The following is a 15,884-nucleotide window of genomic DNA, read 5'->3' on the forward strand; positions in this document are numbered from 1 at the left end:
GAAAAGGAGAGCCTTGGTTGAGCAAAGCCGAAAACGCGTGACTGACGGCGGATTCGGTTCAGCGCCAGGCTCTCTTTTTTGTTTTGTTCACTGTCTTTTCCCCGCCGGCATACCGTAGGGGTAGGAGGGAAAAGCGATGGGATTGCTGCCGACCGATCGATGGCTTGAAGAGGATGAAGGCGATCCGCTCCGGTTGTGCGCCCGGTTGGCGCCGTTTTTCAACGAGGCGTCGGCGCGGGACATTTCTGCCTATCTGCGGCGGTATGGGATGTACCGCAGCGCCCAGCAGGCGGCGCGCCTGTTGCCAAGGATGAGAGAGCGCCGGCTCTGGGCGCGCGTCGGCCGGCTTTATGAACGGCAGCAGGCGGTGTGGAAAGGCCCGGATGTGCCGGTGTTTTTGCTGCCGGCGGATGACGAAAACCGGAAGCTGAAGCGCGAGTTTCAAGGAAAAGGCGGGGTGGCGTTTGCCGATAAGTTGTTTTTCTTCTTGCTGCCGGATCATCGCGACGAGGAGATCGCCGCGTTGGTGGCGCATGAATACAACCATGTATGCCGTCTCAAGCAGTTGCCGAACGACGGCCAGGATGCGACATTGCTCGATGCCGTCGTCATGGAAGGACTGGCGGAGCATGCCGTCGCCGAAACGGTCGGTGCCGAACAGTGCGCGGGATGGACGAAGTATTACACTGACCGGGAGATGGAACGATTTTGGCGGCGCTATATTGTCCCGAACCAACATTTGCCCGTTTCGCATCCACATACTTCCCGCATTTTGTACGGATTTGGATGGCATCCGAAAATGGGGGGGTATGCCGTTGGGTATGCCATCGTCCGCCGCTGCCTTGAGCGAGGGCATTCGCTCGCCCAACTGATGGCGATGGAAGCCAAAGAAATTGCGGCATTGTCGGGATTTGTCATGGAGTAGCAAAGGGCGCATTGGGCGGCAAACAGGCATGTTGTCCACGAAATCAACATATATGTAGAAACAAGGATGTGGACAAGAAGGAAGGGAAGCCCGATGGTCCGCCTGTTTTTTTATTTGGTCGGTTTCGGCTTTTCGGTTGTCGGCGGCATGATGGTGATTGCCTATTTAAACATCATCACCCCAGAGCGCGGTTTTAGCGAATACGTATCTTATATTTCGACAAGGGTGGAATGTTATTTATTCCCCATCGGCCTCTTGCTGATGTGGGGGAGCTTGACGTTTCCAAGCCGCAACCCCTAGAGGGGAAAAGAGGACGAAATGGAATAAAATTCTCCCCCTCTGCCTATACTGATGGACAAACACGTCTGGAAGTGAGGGGTCTTGCATGCTTTATCTGCACGACATTTGGGTCAACTGGTTTGAAGGAGAAGAGAACGGATACAATGTCTGCCATTTTCACGAATGGCGCAAGGATGATCAAATTGAGCTGCTTGACCAAGTGCCGCTGTTAAAAGTATCCCCGGCCCTGTTTCATTACATTGAAAACAGCTTGTCCGATCTTCCGAAGCCGTTGCTGGAAGATGTGTATCAGAAGGCGTATGTCCGCAAAAACCATGAACGCATTCAGCTGGACTATTGTTTCGTTGTCACGGACGGCGCCGGCGTTTTGGCTGTCGATACAATCGGTTATCAAATCCCGATTCGCAAAAGCCGCCTCATTCCGCGTCAGGAACAACTCGTCTACGAAATGGCGGCCGAAGCGGAGGAACGGGACTATCCGCTGCCGAGGTATGAAAAAGAATACCACATTTTATCCCCGGCACCGGAACTGATGTGCGGTCTCACGCGCAAAGAGCGGCAGTTGAAACAGCTGCTGTTTATGGCGCTTGACCAGCTTTATTCGACAAAAAATACCGCCCAGATGCGCTATTGGTATACGGAATGGGCGCCGGAAAAATACGCCGCTATTCAACAAATGTCTTTTGATGAAGCGTGGGAACAATTGTATAACGAGACGAAATACGGGTGGTCCGAACGGCATGAGCAACTGTGCGAAAACTTGATCAAAGGGCAGCCGTTTTTCGAAAAACTGTGGGAAATGGAGCAAGAACCGAAAGTCAATTAAAAAACGGGCCAAGGCGACAGGCGCCTGCCCGTTTTTTGCATGGCTTTGCTGGATGCGGCTATTTACCGTCGCCGCCCAAGCCCCATGGCTTGCTCCATTTTGCGCACCATTTCCGATGCCACCCGATTTGCTTTTTCCGCCCCTTCATCCAACACGCGGTCAAGCTTCTCGCTTTCCATCCAATGGTGATATCGCTCTTGAATCGGTCGAAGCGTTTCGATGACCACTTGAGCGAGGTCGGCTTTAAAGACGCCGTACCCTTTTCCTTCGTATTGCCGCTCCAACTCCTCGATCGACTGACCGGATAACGTCGAATAAATATTGAGCAAGTTCGAAATGCCTGGTTTTGCTTCTTTGTCGTAGCGGATCGTTCCTTCCGAGTCGGTGACGGCGCTTTTGATTTTCTTCTCGATCGTTTTCGCATCGTCAAGCAGTGTAATGTACGCTTTCGGGTTGGGATCGGATTTGCTCATTTTTTTCGTCGGGTCGACAAGCGACATGATACGGGCGCCGACTTTCGGAATGCGCGCCTCGGGAATGGTGAACAGCTCGCCATACCGTTTGTTGAAGCGCTCGGCTAGATCGCGCGTCAATTCAATATGCTGCTTTTGATCATCGCCGACCGGCACGATGTCGGTGTTATAAAGCAAAATGTCAGCGGCCATCAGCGGCGGGTACGTGAGCAGCCCGGCGCTGACTGCTTCTTTGCCGGCCGATTTTTCTTTAAATTGCGTCATCCGCTCCAGTTCGCCGATATAAACGATGCACTGCAGCATCCAAGCGGCTTGAGCGTGCGCCGGCACTTCAGACTGGATGAACAACGTCGCCTGCGTCGGGTCGATGCCGACGGCTAAATACAAAGCGGCGAGGCGGCGAATGTTTTGCCGCAGTTCGTCGGGGTCTTGCGGAACGGTAATCGCATGTTGGTCAACGATGCAAAAATAGCAGTTATATTCATGCTGCAGCTCGACAAACTGCCGCAGCGCCCCAATGTAGTTGCCAAGTGTGATGACGCCGCTTGGCTGAATGCCAGAAAAAATGGTTTTCATCGATCTTCACTCCCTCAAACAAAAAATAAAAAAGGTCCTGTCATCCCTCTTTCGATAGGGACGGTAGGACCGCGGTGCCACCCTATTTATTGCGCTCATGGCGCAATCACTCAGCCCATGCTTCACGCATGGCCCCCTGTAACGCGGGGAACGTCCTCGCCTACTGCGTCGCCGGTTCGGCGGGAAGCTCGAAAGCCCATTCCATATGGCTAGCCGCTTGTTCGCACCTTCCACAAGCTCTCTGAAGGCATCGCCATATGTACTTTTCTTTCTCATCGCTCGGTTTATTCTAAATTTGCCTTATATTATACGGAAAACATTCAGCTGTTGCAACCTTATTGCACGGCATATCCGGCGGCGATCATCGCGAGAAACAGAAGGAGTCCGGAAAAAAGAAGCGGGTACGTGACGGCAAAGCGCCGCGGACCGAGCGTTTCTGCTGTTTCCTGTTCCGCAGCCGTTTCTTCAAGATACTGCTCCACCTTTGTTCCACTCTTGCGCAATCGGCGGAATCCATACGCAAATCCACTGAAGAACCCGCGTTCATAAACAAACAAAAGCCCGCCGAGCGACAGCGGCAACAGGGAAAGCAAAAACGACACGTTAATAAACGCCACCGTACTCCATGCTCCTTGCCTCGCCACGATGAGTGCGCTCACTGCCAGCATCGCGGCGACGAGCCATCCAGTCCGCACAGCAGTTTGTTTCATATCGTCTGTCCCGCCTTTCCCTTGTCATTGTTTATTTTACCTTGAACGCGATCGCTTGGTTGATGAGCTGCGCTTGTGGTAGATGGGGTACAACCGAAAGCGATAGGTTTTTATGCATGATCTTTCCTCCTATACAAAGGAACGTGTGTTCTATCCCCTCCATTTTATCCCTTTTGTTCTGTGAAGGCAAGAGGAAGAACAATGAAGAAAGACATCAATTCATCCCCACTTAGGTTCACGCGTGAAAGTGGAGGTCTTCTTGGTTCATGATGATCAATCATGTAGGAGGGAAGGTTGTCAAAATTATTAACAAAATTATATTGAAAAATAAGGAAAGAACTTGGAAGTTCAGGAACTATTTGCTTCGAAGCTAAGAGGAAGAGCAAAAAAATTATATTGTAAGCGCTTTCTTTTTTATAGGCAGAAATTTTTTAGTTGCAATGGTGACAAAAGTCAGTACAACACAGATGGAAATGCAAGCCGATCCTCATCCCACTTGTAAGTAGTTTGAAATTTTTTTATTTAAGAAAATAAAAAAATCCTTTTCAAATATACTAACACAGGATATAATAAGCGATGTAAGTGCAATCTTCTGAAATCAAATGGTTCAGAAGATTTGTAATACGCTACATAAATTTTAAGGGGGGTTTTTAGTGAAGAAGCGATTCTCTTTCTTCCTCGTCCTGCTTCTCGCGCTGTCGACGTTTTTAGCGGCGTGCGGAGGAGGCAAGGACAACAACAATGCCCAAGGCGGCCAGGGCGGCGAAAAGCCGGCGGAGAAAAAGGAGCAGGTGCTGAACTTGCTCGAGTCTTCGGAAATTCCATCGCTTGATTCGGCGCTCGCCACAGACCAAGTATCGTTTATCGTCTTGAACAACGTCATGGAAGGCCTGTACCGCTTAGGCAAAGACAACAAACCGGTGCCGGGAGTAGCGGAAAGCTATGAAGTGAGCCAAGACGGCAAAACGTACACGTTCAAGCTTCGCAAAGATGCGAAGTGGTCAAACGGCGATCCGGTGACGGCGCACGACTTCGTGTTTGCTTGGAGACGCGTGCTTGATCCGAAAACGAAAGCCGAATATGCTTACATTATGTATGACATTAAAAACGCGGAAGAAGTCAACACCGGCAAACTTCCGGTTGACCAGTTGGGCGTTAAGGCGCTTGATGACTACACGCTTCAAGTTGAGCTGAAAAACCCGATTCCGTATTTCATCAGCCTGACGGTATTCGGCACGTTCATGCCGCAAAACGAGAAATTTGTGAAAGCGCAAGGCGACAAATACGGTCTCGAAGCCAACACGACGCTGTACAACGGCCCGTTCGTTTTGAGCGAATGGAAGCATGAACAAGGCTGGGTTTACACGAAAAACCCGAACTACTGGGACAAAGATACAGTCAAGCTGGAAAAAATCAATGTCAAAGTCGTGAAAGACACGGCGACAGCGGTCAACTTGTATGAAACGAAACAAGCCGATCGCACTACCTTGACGGCAGAATTTGTCGACAAGTATAAAAACGATAAGAACTTCCATACGGAATTGGAGCCAAGTCTGTTCTGGCTGCGCATGAACACGAAAAAAGAACCGATGAACAACGTCAATGCACGCAAAGCGATTGCGATGGCCATCGACAAAGAGGCGATGGTAAAAACACTGTTGAATAACGGTTCTGTTGTGGCCAACTATGCGGTTCCGAAAGATTTTGTAACCGGTCCGGACGGCAAAGACTTCCGTGATGCCAATGGCGATTTAATGTCCTACAATGTCGATGAAGCGAAAAAATTGTGGGAGCAAGCGAAAAAGGAACTTGGGAAAGACAAATTTACGGTTGAGCTGCTGAACTACGACAGTGATGTTGCCAAAAAAGTCGGTGAATACATTAAAGAGCAACTTGAGAAAAACTTGCCCGGCTTGACGGTCAACATTAAGCAGCAACCGTTCGCACAAAAACTCGAGCTTGAAACCAAAATGCAATATGATTTGTCGTATTCCGGCTGGGGTCCGGACTATCAAGATCCGATGACATTCCTCGATCTGTGGACAACGAACAACCCGCATAACCAAACAGGCTGGTCGAACGCCGAGTATGACAAACTGATTAAAGAAGCCAAAACAACGCTGCTTAGCGATTTGCAAGCTCGTTGGGATGCGATGCTGAAAGCGGAGAAAATCGTTTTTGATGAAATGCCGATCGCTCCGCTGTATCAACGCGGCACAGCCTACTTGCAACGCGAATACGTAAAAGACATTGTTTCGCATCCGTTTGGCGGCGATTACAGCTACAAATGGGCATATATTGAGTAATGGTTCTGCAGAAGTGCCGAGGAGAGTATATGCGAAGGCATATACTCTCCTTTTGCCTGCCAAGGAGAAAAATGTCGAAAAAACTTGAAGATTATGATCGTTAAGACGAAATCGTTAAAATAGAGGAGGTGCACCAATGGCCCGTTATACCATCCAGCGGCTTGTATACATGGTGATTACACTGTGGATTATCGCTACAATGACGTTCTTTTTAATGAAGCTGTTGCCTGGTTCGCCCTTGCAAAACCAGGAAAAGTTGACACCGGAGCAAAAGGCGCTCATTTTAAAAGAGTATGGGCTTGATAAGCCCGTACCGGTTCAGTATGTGCAATATCTAGGAAACTTGTTGCAGGGCGACTTGGGCGTTTCGTTCCAATATGATAACCGCCCGGTGACGGAATTGATTGGCGACCGGATCGGTCCATCGGCTCAGCTGGGATTTCAGGCCATTGTCTTTGGTACTCTTGTCGGTTTAGTGCTCGGGATTTTTGCTGCCATCCGTCACAATAGTTGGGGCGATTACACGGCAACGGTGATTGCGGTTATTGGCATTTCTGTCCCTTCTTTCGTGTTGGCCGGATTTTTGCAATATTTTGTCGGGGTAAAGCTGCAATGGCTGCCGGTCGCGTTTTGGGAAGGGTTTGAATATACGATTATGCCGACATTGGCGTTGTCCGCGGGCGTTATTGCCAATATCGCCCGTTTTATGCGCACAGAAATGCTCGAAGTGTTAAGTTCAGATTATATTTTAACTGCCCGAGCGAAAGGAATCAGCAATGCCGGGGTTATTGTCAAGCACGCCATCCGCAACTCGCTTATCCCGGTGATCACCATTCTTGGCCCGATGGCGGTTAACTTAATGACAGGGACGCTCGTCATTGAGAAAATTTTTGCGGTTCCCGGCCTAGGGGAGCAGTTTGTCCGCTCAATTGAGCTGAATGACTACCCGGTCATCATGGGGACAACCTTGTTTTATTCTGCCTTATTAATTTTTGTCATCTTTCTTGTGGATGTGCTGTATGGAATTGTCGACCCACGCATCCGATTAGCGGGAGGGAAAAAATGATGGCGAAACAACAATACGAACAACTTTCACCGGAATGGTTTCAGCCCGCCCCGCCGAACGTCGGTGAGCAGGAAAAAATCAATCGACCGAGCTTGACGTTTTGGCAGGATGCTTGGCTTCGCCTTCGGGAAAACAAAGCAGCAATCGCTGGGATGATTATGATCATCATTTTGACATTGCTGGCAATTTTTGCGCCTATGGCCAGCGACCGCTCCTATAAAGAGCAAAACTTAAGCCATGCGAAGCTGCCCCCGAAAGTGCCGGTGTTGGAGCACATCAGCTGGCTCAATTTAGATGGAAAGGACGCCAATGGCGTTGATGTGTATAAACAGCGCGGTGTCAAAGAGTATTATTGGTTTGGCACGGATGACTTGGGGCGCGACTTGTGGGTGAGAACGTGGTATGGCACGCGCATCTCGCTTTACATTGGTTTGCTGGCCGCGTTGATCGACTTATTGATCGGGATTGCGTACGGCGGCATTTCCGGCTACTATGGCGGCCGCGTAGACAATGTGATGCAGCGGATTATCGAAATTTTAAACGGCATCCCATATTTAATTATGGTCATTTTGTTCATTTTGATTTTTGAACCTGGAATCATTTCTATCACATTGGCGATGGTCATTACCGGTTGGACGACGATGGCGCGCATTGTGCGCGGGCAAATTTTAAAACTGAAAAATATGGAATATGTGTTGGCGGCGCGTACGCTTGGCGCTTCGAATTCGCGGCTCATTTTTAAACATTTGATTCCGAACGTCATGGGACCCATTATCATCACAACGATGTTCACCATCCCGTCCGCCATTTTTACGGAAGCGTTTTTGAGCTTTATCGGCCTTGGCATCCGTCCGCCGGAAGCGTCGCTCGGTTCGCTTGTCAATGAAGGATATAAATCGATCCAGACCTATCCACATTTGATTATTATTCCTTCAATTGTCATCAGCTTGCTCATTTTGAGTTTCAACTTGGTGGCTGACGGAATTCGCGATGCGTTGGACCCGAAAATGCGCAAATAAGGAACGGAAGGGGTGAAACCGATGGAGAAAATTTTGCAGGTGAACGATTTGCATGTTTCCTTTGACATTCATGCCGGTGAAGTGCAAGCCGTCCGCGGCGTCACGTTCGACTTGTATAAAGGGGAAACGTTGGCGATTGTCGGCGAGTCGGGGTCTGGGAAATCAGTGACATCCAAGGCATTGATGCGCCTGTTGCCAACGCCGCCGAGCCGGATTAAGCAAGGGGAAATTTTATTTGAAGGAAAAGACTTGACCAAGCTGTCGGAGAAAGACATGCAATCAATTCGCGGTGCGAAAATTTCGATGATTTTCCAAGATCCGATGACGTCGCTCAATCCGACGATGACGATCGGAAAGCAAATTATGGAAGCGATTTTAAAGCACCAAAAGCTGTCAAAAGACGAAGCGCGCAAACGGGCGATTGAACTGTTGCAGCTGGTCGGCATTAAAAACGCCGAGCTGCGCATAAAGCAATACCCGCACCAATTTTCCGGCGGGATGCGCCAGCGCGTTGTCATCGCCATCGCCTTGGCGTGCAATCCGAAAATTTTGATCGCCGACGAACCGACGACAGCGCTTGATGTGACGATTCAGGCGCAAATTTTGGAGCTGATGAAAGACATTCAGAAAAAACTCGGCATGTCGATTATTTTCATCACCCACGACTTAGGGGTCGTCGCCAACATGGCGGACCGCGTTGCGGTCATGTATGCCGGGAAAATTGTCGAGATCGGCACAGTGGATGAAATTTTTTACAATCCGAAACATCCGTATACGTGGGGATTGCTCGCCTCGATGCCCAGCCTTGACCATAAAGATACGGAGCTGTATTCGATCCCGGGTTCGCCGCCGGATTTGTTAAATCCGCCTAAAGGCGATGCGTTTGCGCCGCGCAATCCGTATGCGCTCAAAATTGACTATGAGCTTGAGCCGCCGATGTTCCAAGTGTCCGATACGCACTATGCGGCGACATGGCTATTGCATGAGATGGCGCCGAAAGTGGAGCCGCCGGCTATCGTGCGTGAACGGATGAAACAGTTTGCTGACATCGTCGCCCGAAAAGGAGGGAAGCCGCGTGGCTAGACAAAAGCTGCTTGAAGTCAAAAACTTGAAACAGTATTTCCCGGCTGGACGCGGTCAGGTGGTGAAAGCGGTCGACGGCGTCACCTTTGACATTTATAAAGGTGAAACGTTCGGCCTTGTCGGCGAGTCGGGATGCGGCAAGTCGACAACGGGGCGGACGATCATTCGGCTGTATGAGGCGACAGACGGGGAAGTGCTGTTTAACGGCGTCAATGTGCACGGCAAGAAATCAAAAAAAGAGCTGAAAGAGTTAAACCGGAAAATGCAAATGATTTTCCAAGACCCGTACGCCTCGCTCAATCCGCGGATGACGGTTGCCGATATTATCGCTGAGGGCATTGACATCCACGGGTTGGCGAAAACGAAAGAAGAACGGATGCAGCGTGTTTATGAATTGCTTGAGACGGTTGGCTTGAATCGTGAGCACGCGAACCGTTATCCGCACGAGTTTTCCGGCGGTCAACGCCAGCGGATCGGCATCGCCCGGGCGCTGGCTGTCGAGCCGGAGTTCATCATCGCCGATGAGCCGATCTCGGCGCTTGACGTTTCCATTCAGGCGCAAGTCGTGAACTTATTGAAGCGCCTGCAGCGCGAAAAAGGGCTGACATATTTGTTTATCGCCCATGACTTGTCGATGGTGAAATATATCAGCGACCGGATCGGCGTCATGTATTTCGGGAAAATGGTCGAGCTTGCCGAATCAGAAGAGCTGTACCGCAATCCGATCCATCCGTATACAAAGGCGTTGCTCTCCGCGATTCCGCTTCCGGATCCGGAAACGGAGCGCACGCGCAAACGGATCGTCTACGACCCGGCGCAGCATGGCTACAGGGATGGAGAGGAACTTGAATTCCGTGAAATTACGCCTGGCCATTTTGTGCTTTGTTCGGAGGAAGAGTATAAGCGATATCGGGCGATGTATGCCTAGCAGAATCGAAAAAAGCGCCGCTCTTTCACTGCTGCGCGATGCGAACGGTGAAAGAGGCGGCGCCCAACTATGCGCCTGTTTTGGCGCGTTATTTTTTTCCCCCGACGACTTTCCATCCTTGTTGGATGCGGTGAGAGGCCTCGACATGCTTTCCACTTTTATTTCGGCCGAACACTCGCTCTCCGATCGTGTTGCTGATGTTCCCCATCAATGCGGTGAGGACGATGATCAATGCCGAAGCAATGGCAAAGTCGATGAAATACCCGGCCATCGGTTCTTCCTCCCTTTTCCTCTTCTACTTTGATTGTAGAGGATTTTCCTTCACTTTGGAAGGGGAAAGAAAATTGCATTTATCATCGAAAAACTATATCTTTCTTGGCTGATGTATTGTATAATATATCATGTTAAAGTCATTTCAATTTGCAAACGATTGGCAAAGCGGCTGATCGCCAAACTGGCGTTTAGGCCGTGTCGCTATGCTGTCAGACGTCAAACCGGCATAGCGGTGCACGTCCGTTGTCTCGGACGTGGGAAGCAAGGGATTCCTTGTCAAAAGGAGTGATCGAAGTGGTTAAGCTGTACACGTCACCGAGCTGCACGTCATGCCGGAAGGCGAAGGCGTGGCTCGAGAAGCACAATATTCCTTATATCGAGCGCAATATTTTCTCTGAGCCGCTCACTGTCGAGGAGATTAAAGAGATTTTGCGGATGACGGAAACGGGGACGGATGAGATCATTTCCACCCGTTCGAAAGTATTCCAAAAGCTGAACATTAACTTGGAAACTCTGCCGTTGCAAGACTTGTATGAACTCATTCAAAAAAACCCAGGCATTTTGCGCCGGCCGATCATCATTGATGAAAAGCGCCTCCAAGTCGGCTACAATGAAGATGAAATCCGCCGCTTCCTGCCGCGCAAAGTGCGGGCGTATCAGCTTCGCGAAGCGCAACGGCTGGTGAACGGGTAATAAAAAACTTCTACATGGTCTGCCATGTAGAAGTTTTTTATCATTTGCTTTACGCGGCGCGCGACCGGCGGTTGGCCGCAAAACCGAGCAAAACGGCAAGAACGGCCGCCGCCATTGGAAACAGCGTCTCCCCATTCGGGGGGTAAAACGGGTGCAACCGCTCTTCTGCAGCGATCATCTTTCCAGCGGTGTACGCTAAGAGGGCGCCGCCGGCATAAATAAGAACCGGAAACCGTTCCATGGCATAAAGGATGATTTTGCTGCCTACAATGATGATAGGAACGGAACAGAGAAAACCGAACACAACAAGCCCAATATGACCTTGAGCCGCTCCAGCGATGGCAATGACGTTGTCAAGCCCCATGGCGACATCGGCGGCGACGATCGTCTGGATCGCTTTCCAAAGCGACGGTTCGGCTTTGATCATAGCTGGTTTTTCGTCTTTTTGCCCGATCAGCTTCAAGGCGATCCAGAAGAGAATGATGCCGCCAGCAAGCTGCAAAAACGGGATCGTCAACAGCCAAACAACGGCCGCCGTCAAGACAATGCGAACACCGATCGCCAACGCGGTGCCAACAATGATGGCGACATTCCGCTTTTGTTCCGGCAAGTTGCGGCTTGCTAGCGCAATGACAACCGCATTGTCCCCGCCAAGAATGACATCAATGCCGATAATCAGCAAGATGGAAACGATGTATTCATCCACCATAGGCGTCCCTCATTCCGTCCGTGTTCATCATCATTATAGTAGGACATGGCCGGTTTCATAACCAATTTTTAAAAACGCGTTTTTTTATTTCCCTTCTTTCGCTTTTTATCATAAAATAAGAGTACAAGGCATACGTTTATAGTTAACGAGAATGCCGGGGATGCGATCCCTTCCCTTTTTATTTCGTTTTAGAAGGGAGAGTCAAAAGTGGAAATCGAACGCATTAACGAGCATACGGTCAAGTTTTACATTTCGTATGTTGATATAGAGGAGCGCGGATTTGACCGCGAAGAGATTTGGTATAACCGGGAACGGAGCGAAGAATTATTTTGGGAAATGATGGATGAAGTTCATGAGGAAAGCGATTTTTCGCTCGATGGCCCGCTTTGGATCCAAGTGCAAGCGCTTGAAAAAGGGCTTGAAGTCGTCGTGACGAAAGCGCAGTTGTCCAAAGATGGAAGCAAGCTCGAGCTGCCGCTTCCAGAAGAGAAATGGCGCGAGCTTTCGCTGTCCACTGATGAAAAGGTGGAATCGCTGTTCGGCCACCATTTCCACTTTGGTCAAAACGGGGACGCCAAGGAGCGAGAAGAGCAAGATGTCCTTCAATTCATCCTTTCGTTCAAGGATATCGAGGATGTCATTTCCTTGGCCCATCGCGCTGACTTCTCTGAGTTGTCGAACCGCCTGTTCCAATTTGAAGGCCGCTATTACTTGTTCGTCGAGTTTGACGAACGCTACACCGAGCAGGAAGTGGACAATATGCTCAGCCTTCTGTTGGAATACGGAAGCGATTCCCAGATGACGATTTATCGTCTCGAAGAATACGGAACGGAAATTATGGGCGACAATGCGCTCGAAACAATCAAAACATATTTTCCAGCCCCATAATGTTTCCATTTCGCCGATTTCCCCGCCAGAAATCGGCGTTTTCTGTGTTGGCAGAAGAAAAACGGCCATCATGAAGGGCCTGATGGAGGGGTTTTGTTGCGAAACGCATCGAGAGTGGCGATTCTCGTCGTCATCGTCGGCGCACTGTTGGCATTGACGCGCGGTTTTTGGGAAGGGAAGCTGCTTGGCGTTTTGAGTGTGCTCATCTCCTGTTCAGTTGTGTTTATCGCATTTGTCATCTCCCTCGAGAACCGGAAGCCGGCGCAGACGATCGCTTGGCTGGCGGTGTTGGGGAGCTTCCCGATTGTCGGCTTTTTATTTTATTTATTGTTTGGACGCAACTATTGGCAGCAGCGTCGCTATAAAAAGAAAGCTAATTTTGACGAGGCGGTGCTGCTCAAGTTCCAAGAGCCGTCGCCGATTGCCGTCGAGCGGCTGCCGATGGCGCCCCATCAGCGTCCGCTTTTGCGTCTTGCTTATCGTATCGGCCAGCATCCGGTTTCACTCGCGTCGCAAACGGCGGTGTTGACCAACGGCGAGGAGACATTTGCTGCGATTTTTGCTGAGTTGGAAAAGGCGGAACATCATATTCATTTAGAATATTATATCGTCCGCCATGATGACATCGGCCAACAACTGAAGCGTGTTTTAATAGAAAAGGCGCGTCAAGGCGTGCGCGTCCGTTTTTTGTACGACGCCGTTGGCAGCTGGAAATTGTCCAACGCCTATATCGAGGAGCTGCGGGCAGCCGGGGTCGAGATGATTCCGTTTTCGCCCGTGCGTCTGCCGTTTTTAAGCAACCAAATCAATTTCCGCAACCATCGAAAGATCATTGTCATCGATGGAGGCGTCGGCTTTGTCGGCGGGCTGAACATCGGAGATGAGTATTTAGGAAAAAACAAATATTTCGGATTTTGGCGTGATACGCACTTATTGATCCGCGGCGAAGCTGTTCGGACGCTGCAACTGATCTTCTTGCAAGATTGGTACTATATGACGGGAGAGCGGCTGCTGACGCCGGATTACTTGTCGCCGCCGCTCATCGTCGAGGAAGGGCAAGGCGGGGTGCAGCTCATTGCCGGCGGTCCGGACCAAAAGTGGGAAGTGATCAAACAGCTGTATTTTGCCATGATTACGTCGGCGAAACAATCGATTTGGGTGGCCTCGCCGTACTTTGTGCCGGATGAAGACATTTTGACGGCGCTCAAAGTGGCGGCGTTAAGCGGCATCGACGTTCGCCTGCTGGCGCCAAAGCGTCCGGACAAAAAAATTGTCTTTTACGCTTCGCGCTCGTATTTTCCCGAGCTGCTCGAGGCCGGAGTGAAAATTTATGAGTATGAGAAAGGGTTTTTGCACAGCAAAGTCATTGTCGTTGATGGCGAGCTCGCCTCGATCGGCACGGCGAACATGGATATGCGCAGTTTCCATTTAAACTTTGAAGTGAACGCCTTTTTGTATTATACCGACAGCATTCATAAACTCGTCCGCGACTTTTTGGAAGATTTTCGCCACGCTTCTATGATCGACTACGAACAGTTTCAACAGCGCCCGTTCCGGGTGCGTATCGCTGAATCGGTCTCCCGGCTGTTGTCGCCTCTGTTGTAACCAACCGCTTGTAAACGCTAGTCCGCCGAATCGGCGGACTTTTTTCAGCGCAATTTGGCTCAGGGCAGGAAAACCAGCGATGGTCGACGAATAAAAGGGAAGAACCGGACGGTGAAGGGGGAAGCAGAGAACAGCCCAGCTGCTTCCGCCCACAGGCAATCATTTTTCACTGAAAAGGAAGTGATCATGTTGTTTGTTGCTCTCTCCGCTGATGGCAGGACGGTTTCGCTTGTCGGGGCGGAAAGATGGGAACGAGAGGGGCTGATGTGCCTGAAACGACAGGAACCGTTTTTTTGTCCCGCGTGCCGCCAAGAAGTGGTGCTCCGATCGGGCCGCTACCGTTTGCCGCATTTCGCCCATCGAAAAGGGGCGACCTGCCCGGTCGAGCACGAACCGGAGTCGGAGCGTCACTTAACGGGTAAGCGAGACTTGTTCGCATGGCTCATTGGCCAAGGCATCGAGGCGAAGCTCGAGCCGTATTTGCCCGCCATCAGGCAGCGCCCCGACGTGTTGTTCCGCCATGGCCCACACCTTTATGCCCTCGAATACCAATGTTCCACGATCGATGAATCGCTGTTTTGCAAACGAAATGACGGCTACCGTTGCCTCGGCATCCGCCCGTTGTGGGTGCTAGGAGCCCATCACTTGCGGCGTTCACCAAAATATTCGGGGGAAGTGCAGCTCTCCCGGTTTCAATGGTTGTTTGCCCATCGCGCTCCACATTCAGTTGTTCCACATATATGGTACTACAGTCCAGAGGAGAGGCGCTTCATCCGCCTTTTCCGCCCGTTGCCTCTATCGGTGCAGCGAACATTGGCCGCGGTCGATTCGATTCCGCTTTCGTCGTTTTCTTTCCCCAATTGGATGGCCTCCTGCTCGCTGCCGCTTCCTCCCGTGTTTTGGGAACGATGGCTCGAACGAAAAAAACAATGGCGGCGGACGTTTCCTCTGTATCCGAACCAAACCGTGCGCCGCATTTGTGCTGATTTTTACCAGGCGGGCATCGTTCCGTCATTGTTTCCGACTGAAGCAGGCTGGCCGATGCCGCGCGGGTATTTATGGGAGACAGCGCCGTTCATTTGGCAAACGTATGTCCTTTTGTTCCTTCTTGGAAAAACCGGCTGGCCGGCAACGGCAGCGTCTTTATTTCAGTGGCTTGACGGCAAAATCCGCACCGGCCGCCTCGTTCCACGCCGGCTGCCGCTTGTTGACCGGGATACGTATCGTGAGGCCGTCGGTGAGTATTTGCATTGGTTGAGTCTGCTCGGCTATCTCCGCCGTGAGGAGGGCGACCGGCTTCATTTGGTGAAGCCGTTGTCGTTTCCGTCGACTGTTGATCAGGTGATTCATCAAGATGCTGCACTTCTTGAGCAAATTCGTCAAACGCCAGCGCTTAGCCGCTATTGGTCAGCACTTGAGTTTGGGAGAGTGGAAAAAATGAGCAGAAAACAGGAAAAAATGGACGAAATGGTGAATACTAATTCATGTATCGATGATTTGTAAG

General features: G+C 50.5%; 16 protein-coding genes and 1 other annotated feature. Of the genes, 12 read left to right on the top strand and 4 right to left on the bottom strand.

Annotation, left to right across the window (positions count from 1 at the left end; translation table 11 throughout):
* Positions 1-136 precede the first annotated feature (136 nt).
* The 3 genes from ETC05_RS12795 (at position 137) to ETC05_RS12805 (ending at position 2,051) form a co-directional block, all read left to right on the top strand.
* Positions 137-925 (top strand): DUF2268 domain-containing putative Zn-dependent protease, encoded by a 789-nt coding sequence (locus tag ETC05_RS12795; protein ID WP_171661177.1) that lies wholly within the window; start codon positions 137-139, stop codon positions 923-925.
* 93 nt (positions 926-1,018) lie between these two features.
* Positions 1,019-1,225, top strand: a complete 207-nt coding sequence (locus ETC05_RS12800; RefSeq protein ID WP_171661178.1) for a YuzI family membrane protein — start codon at positions 1,019-1,021, stop codon at positions 1,223-1,225.
* A gap of 85 nt (positions 1,226-1,310) precedes the next feature.
* A complete protein-coding gene (locus ETC05_RS12805; RefSeq protein ID WP_031405096.1) occupies positions 1,311-2,051 on the top strand; it encodes a YjbA family protein in 741 nt (246 codons plus the stop codon).
* A gap of 62 nt (positions 2,052-2,113) precedes the next feature.
* Here the strand turns inward: ETC05_RS12805 and trpS are convergent, their stop codons facing one another.
* Entirely contained in the window at positions 2,114-3,100 is a 987-nt protein-coding gene (gene trpS / locus ETC05_RS12810; protein WP_031405093.1) for a tryptophan--tRNA ligase, read from the bottom strand.
* A gap of 53 nt (positions 3,101-3,153) precedes the next feature.
* Positions 3,154-3,385 (bottom strand) — a binding site (T-box leader).
* Between the two features lie 50 nt (positions 3,386-3,435).
* Positions 3,436-3,810 (bottom strand): DUF3899 domain-containing protein, encoded by a 375-nt coding sequence (locus ETC05_RS12815; RefSeq protein ID WP_171661179.1) that lies wholly within the window; start codon positions 3,808-3,810, stop codon positions 3,436-3,438.
* A gap of 653 nt (positions 3,811-4,463) precedes the next feature.
* Here ETC05_RS12815 and ETC05_RS12820 point away from each other — a divergent pair.
* From ETC05_RS12820 to ETC05_RS12840, 5 genes are all read left to right on the top strand, one after another.
* Positions 4,464-6,116 (top strand): peptide ABC transporter substrate-binding protein, encoded by a 1,653-nt coding sequence (locus ETC05_RS12820; protein ID WP_171661180.1) that lies wholly within the window; start codon positions 4,464-4,466, stop codon positions 6,114-6,116.
* A gap of 136 nt (positions 6,117-6,252) precedes the next feature.
* The gene (opp3b, locus tag ETC05_RS12825; RefSeq protein WP_171661181.1) at positions 6,253-7,182 is read left to right on the top strand and encodes an oligopeptide ABC transporter permease; all 930 of its coding nucleotides are present in this window, start codon (positions 6,253-6,255) and stop codon (positions 7,180-7,182) included.
* Positions 7,179-8,201, top strand: coding sequence for an oligopeptide ABC transporter permease (gene opp3C, locus ETC05_RS12830; protein ID WP_171661182.1), 1,023 nt, complete (start codon positions 7,179-7,181; stop codon positions 8,199-8,201). Before opp3b ends, opp3C begins: the two co-directional genes overlap by 4 nt.
* Positions 8,202-8,222: 21 nt before the next feature.
* Positions 8,223-9,284: an ABC transporter ATP-binding protein gene (locus ETC05_RS12835; protein WP_171661183.1), complete on the top strand. Its 1,062-nt coding sequence runs from the start codon at positions 8,223-8,225 to the stop codon at positions 9,282-9,284.
* Positions 9,277-10,212: an ABC transporter ATP-binding protein gene (locus ETC05_RS12840; RefSeq protein WP_171661184.1), complete on the top strand. Its 936-nt coding sequence runs from the start codon at positions 9,277-9,279 to the stop codon at positions 10,210-10,212. Before ETC05_RS12835 ends, ETC05_RS12840 begins: the two co-directional genes overlap by 8 nt.
* Positions 10,213-10,300: 88 nt before the next feature.
* On the opposite strand, the gene ETC05_RS12845 is transcribed toward ETC05_RS12840, so the two are convergent.
* Positions 10,301-10,483, bottom strand: coding sequence for a hypothetical protein (locus ETC05_RS12845; protein ID WP_031405079.1), 183 nt, complete (start codon positions 10,481-10,483; stop codon positions 10,301-10,303).
* A 296-nt stretch (positions 10,484-10,779) separates the two neighbouring features.
* Between ETC05_RS12845 and spxA the strand changes: the two genes are divergently transcribed.
* On the top strand, positions 10,780-11,178 hold the full coding sequence (gene spxA / locus ETC05_RS12850; RefSeq protein ID WP_031405076.1) for a transcriptional regulator SpxA: 399 nt from the start codon (positions 10,780-10,782) through the stop codon (positions 11,176-11,178).
* Positions 11,179-11,227: 49 nt separating this feature from the next.
* On the opposite strand, the gene ETC05_RS12855 is transcribed toward spxA, so the two are convergent.
* Positions 11,228-11,887, bottom strand: coding sequence for a TerC family protein (locus tag ETC05_RS12855; protein WP_031405074.1), 660 nt, complete (start codon positions 11,885-11,887; stop codon positions 11,228-11,230).
* 207 nt (positions 11,888-12,094) lie between these two features.
* Here ETC05_RS12855 and mecA point away from each other — a divergent pair, with 207 nt between their 5' ends.
* The 3 genes from mecA (at position 12,095) to ETC05_RS12870 (ending at position 15,883) form a co-directional block, all read left to right on the top strand.
* Positions 12,095-12,775 (top strand): adaptor protein MecA, encoded by a 681-nt coding sequence (gene mecA / locus ETC05_RS12860; protein WP_171661185.1) that lies wholly within the window; start codon positions 12,095-12,097, stop codon positions 12,773-12,775.
* A 96-nt stretch (positions 12,776-12,871) separates the two neighbouring features.
* A complete protein-coding gene (gene cls / locus ETC05_RS12865) occupies positions 12,872-14,380 on the top strand; it encodes a cardiolipin synthase (protein WP_031405068.1) in 1,509 nt (502 codons plus the stop codon).
* Positions 14,381-14,566: 186 nt separating this feature from the next.
* A complete protein-coding gene (locus tag ETC05_RS12870) occupies positions 14,567-15,883 on the top strand; it encodes a competence protein CoiA (RefSeq protein WP_171661215.1) in 1,317 nt (438 codons plus the stop codon).
* Position 15,884 lies beyond the last annotated feature (1 nt).

This window comes from Geobacillus sp. BMUD (assembly GCF_013096845.1).
Lineage (GTDB): Bacteria > Bacillota > Bacilli > Bacillales > Anoxybacillaceae > Geobacillus > Geobacillus vulcani.

Bases quoted from the DNA above. Each gene is read 5' to 3' on its own strand.
- ETC05_RS12795 (WP_171661177.1), top strand. From the start codon at position 137: ATGGGATTGCTGCCGACCGATCGATGGCTTGAAGAGGATGAAGGCGAT.
- ETC05_RS12800 (WP_171661178.1), top strand. From the start codon at position 1,019: ATGGTCCGCCTGTTTTTTTATTTGGTCGGTTTCGGCTTTTCGGTTGTC.
- ETC05_RS12805 (WP_031405096.1), top strand. From the start codon at position 1,311: ATGCTTTATCTGCACGACATTTGGGTCAACTGGTTTGAAGGAGAAGAG.
- trpS (WP_031405093.1), bottom strand. From the start codon at position 3,100: ATGAAAACCATTTTTTCTGGCATTCAGCCAAGCGGCGTCATCACACTT.
- ETC05_RS12815 (WP_171661179.1), bottom strand. From the start codon at position 3,810: ATGAAACAAACTGCTGTGCGGACTGGATGGCTCGTCGCCGCGATGCTG.
- opp3b (WP_171661181.1), top strand. From the start codon at position 6,253: ATGGCCCGTTATACCATCCAGCGGCTTGTATACATGGTGATTACACTG.
- opp3C (WP_171661182.1), top strand. From the start codon at position 7,179: ATGATGGCGAAACAACAATACGAACAACTTTCACCGGAATGGTTTCAG.
- ETC05_RS12835 (WP_171661183.1), top strand. From the start codon at position 8,223: ATGGAGAAAATTTTGCAGGTGAACGATTTGCATGTTTCCTTTGACATT.
- ETC05_RS12845 (WP_031405079.1), bottom strand. From the start codon at position 10,483: ATGGCCGGGTATTTCATCGACTTTGCCATTGCTTCGGCATTGATCATC.
- ETC05_RS12855 (WP_031405074.1), bottom strand. From the start codon at position 11,887: ATGGTGGATGAATACATCGTTTCCATCTTGCTGATTATCGGCATTGAT.
- ETC05_RS12870 (WP_171661215.1), top strand. From the start codon at position 14,567: ATGTTGTTTGTTGCTCTCTCCGCTGATGGCAGGACGGTTTCGCTTGTC.